This window comes from Vibrio genomosp. F10 str. ZF-129 (genome assembly GCF_000287055.2).
Classification (GTDB): Bacteria; Pseudomonadota; Gammaproteobacteria; order Enterobacterales; family Vibrionaceae; genus Vibrio.
Window position 1 is genome coordinate 1,411 of record NZ_AJYQ02000083.1, and the last position, 1,230, is coordinate 2,640.

Below are 1,230 nucleotides of genomic sequence, written 5' to 3' on the forward strand. Positions count from 1 at the left end.
TGTATGACCATCAGTATCTAAGGTGATACCTGCGGGGATTTTCCCTGCCTGAAGTTGACCATCGATGGCATATTCAAGGTGACTGACGCTTAAAGCGTCGCCGTCTTTATCTGTGGCACCTACTAGCAGATTGAGGGTGTGATGATTATCGGCCCCCTCACTGACACTGTCGGTTAAAGGCGTCACATCAGGGTTGTCGTTAACCGCAGCTAAGTTGGTGGTTGCACCTGTATGTGTAATACCACCGTGGGCATCCTTAACGTCATAGCTAAAGTGTACATCGCCGTTATAGTCTTTTTCTGGCGTGAAGTTATAGGTGCCGTCTCTATTGTTTGTGACCGTGCCATGATCTACGTTTAGGTTATGCACACTGAGCTGTGCTGTTTCACCATGATCAACATCTGAAGCATTGGCCAGTAGCTGCGCTTCAGTCAATGTGACTGCGGTATCCTCGGTGCCCGCCGCTAAAGTCACGTTTGATGAAACGACAGGAGCATCATTTGTTCCTACAATATCTACAGTGATGGTATGAGCGGTACCGTCTTTAGAATGTACAGTGAAGGTTTCTTGAATGGTCTCCTTTTCGGTCAGTGACTGTATCTTGGTACTCGTATTATCTGCAATAAACGTCCAAGCACCATTCGCATGCACGACAAACTGCCCGAGACCATGGTCACCTGCCACTAGTGTGCCACGCTCATGAAGCCCTGCCTGATGATTAGACTGACCAGTGACTGTAAACATGCCCTCACCAGAATCCCAATCTGCGACGCGAAGCTGCCCACTGACAATCAAATTATTGGAGCCATGAGAACCGCTATCTTCAGTCGCAGTCCCTGTATCAACCCCAGAAATACGAGCGACGTCATTGGTGCCGGTCATCGTGATGGTCAGATTCTGGGTATCGGTCGCGCCGGCCGAGTCGGTGACCGTGACAGGGATAGTCACGGTTTGTGTCTGACCATCAGGCAGTGACTGATAGGCTGCATTGGACGGATCAAAGCTATAGGAACCGTCGGCATTGAGGGTTAAACCAGCCACCGGCGAGGCCACGCTATAGGTCAGACTGTCACCTGTATCGGGATCCGTCGCGCTTAGCTGACCTGTCGCCTGTTGTCCGTCTTCATCGACACTCACAGAAGCAATCGGGTTTAAGGTCGGTGCGTCATTGGTGTTGTTCACGACGAGATCAAAGGCCGTGCTGACGGTCGCGCCATGTGCGTCAGTCGC

At 51.1% G+C, this 1,230-nt stretch carries 1 protein-coding gene; it reads right to left on the minus strand.

Going from position 1 to position 1,230, the window contains the following annotated elements:
* A partial coding sequence (locus A1QO_RS20430) for a VCBS domain-containing protein (RefSeq protein WP_038131571.1) occupies window positions 1–1,230 on the minus strand: 1,230 nt, incomplete at both ends.